The following is a 1,888-nucleotide window of genomic DNA, read 5'->3' on the forward strand; positions in this document are numbered from 1 at the left end:
CAAGTGGTGAGGATTAAGGATTAGTAAGTATTTGAGAATTGGAGAGAGTTTATTTAAAAATGAGTCTCAACAAACGGTCGTTTTTTGAGACTAAAATGAAGATAATGCAAAAACCTATAATTTCCTGACTACGCCATACTTGCAAAGTCTTGAATAGTTATCTCATATATCATAGTATTATTAACTTAAGATTTGAGTTATTAATGAGACTTTAAAAGTCTTATATAGTATCGCAAAGTATAAGATGTAACACGCTATTTAGTTGGTGATTCTGAATTATATTACATATTATAGAAGCCAAGATATGTCTTGGACATATTGTAGGACTAAATCTTCACTTCTATAACCAATGCACTATCCTACTTATTGTACAAAATTGTCCATTCCTAATAAGTGTGTGTGCTGATCACTGAAGGATTGTGTGCATTCTGCCATTATCTGATCAATCTCATGCAATTGGTCATTATCTGTACATTGTGCCTTGTTCTCAATCTTAGGTTCTGCAACATATTTCTGCTGTAATAATGAATCTTTATTTATAATTTTAGGTTTTGGTGGTACCGGAGGTTTAATTTTAGGTGATCCACTAACCTGATTGTATGAAAATACTGTTTCATGATTCTGCTGCTTAGGTAATTGGGCATTATTTGTTGTATCACTGACAGCTTCTTTGGCTATATCTAGATTGACTGAATTTTGAGTCTGAGGTGATTGTTGTAGTATACAATCTTTAGCTTTACTACATAATGCGTTAGCTTCTTCTACTTTGGATATTGGTACATTAGAAGATTGCAAAATCTTCTGTATCTTTACAATGCTATTATTGATCAGCTGTATTGATTCATCTTTATTTAAAGGAACAACAAAGTGTGTATTTGTTATATGATTTATAGCGATAGTTATTGCTTTCGTATTAAATTCTTGTGGGGTACTGGATAAATTATTATTTATATTGTTATAATTAATTAATAATTGAGCAATATCAATATGATCATTATTATTATTCTTTAGTATTGCGTTGTTTGCAATATCTAAAGCCGTGTGCCCATCTTTATTCAAAAGATTGGCATCTACGCCTAAAGTAATTAAATCGTGAACTAGACCGACATTTCCTTTTTTTGTGGAGATATGTAATAGGGTATTACCATACTGGTCAGGCATATTGATGTCACTTGTATTAATTGATGCAAAACCCTCTTGGTTTATCTTTTTATAATTCTTTCTTAGTGTACTGTGGCTTCTAAATATAGGCATTTGTATAATTCCGTTTATGAAAAACGGAATTATATACAGTATATTATATTATTCAACTAAATAATTATTACTTATGATTTGTTTCTTGTTTATAATCGTTTTATGTGATAACTAGACACCTCATGTAGTTTTCCCCCTATAAGAGTAACCTTAGGAGAATTTAAGTCCAATTATTGAGATTATTAGAGTAGTAATAAAGAATAATCGCAATATAGATATTGGCTCATTAAAGATGAATATACCTAATATTGCGGTGCCAGCAGCACCAATACCAGTCCATACGGCATATGCTGTACCTATAGGAATTTTATTCAGAGTTTTAGCAAGACAGGTAAAACTTAATGCTCCAAAGAAAATAAAAAGGAGCGTTGGTTTTAGTTTTGTTAAACCATCAGAATATTTTAATGAAATAGCAAATGCTATCTCAAAGAATCCTGCTATTATTAAAAGAAGCCAGTACATAAGGTTAAGAAAATTAGATAATAATTCCGAGATCGAGGCAATCATATATTAATCCTAATAATCCAATATCTAAACAATCGTGAGCTAGATCTATAGCAGATTCATTGGAATTATTTACGATATACGGACTGTAGAAGTCAAGATTTAATCTTACAGACATTATAAAAATTAT

General features: G+C 30.5%; 2 protein-coding genes. Both read right to left on the minus strand.

The window, feature by feature from the left end; translation table 11 throughout:
* Positions 1-363: 363 nt before the first annotated feature.
* The gene (locus KYQ89_RS02595) at positions 364-1,161 is read right to left on the minus strand and encodes an ankyrin repeat domain-containing protein (protein WP_218460277.1); all 798 of its coding nucleotides are present in this window, start codon (positions 1,159-1,161) and stop codon (positions 364-366) included.
* A gap of 243 nt (positions 1,162-1,404) precedes the next feature.
* Complete coding sequence (locus tag KYQ89_RS02600; protein WP_371920392.1) at positions 1,405-1,761, minus strand: DMT family transporter; 357 nt, start codon at positions 1,759-1,761, stop codon at positions 1,405-1,407.
* Positions 1,762-1,888: the final 127 nt, after the last annotated feature.

Source organism: Rickettsia sp. TH2014, from assembly GCF_019249195.1.
Classification (GTDB): Bacteria; Pseudomonadota; Alphaproteobacteria; order Rickettsiales; family Rickettsiaceae; genus Rickettsia; species Rickettsia felis.

Bases quoted from the DNA above. Each gene is read 5' to 3' on its own strand.
- KYQ89_RS02595 (WP_218460277.1), bottom strand. From the start codon at position 1,161: ATGCCTGACCAGTATGGTAATACCCTATTACATATCTCCACAAAAAAA.
- KYQ89_RS02600 (WP_371920392.1), bottom strand. From the start codon at position 1,761: ATGATTGCCTCGATCTCGGAATTATTATCTAATTTTCTTAACCTTATG.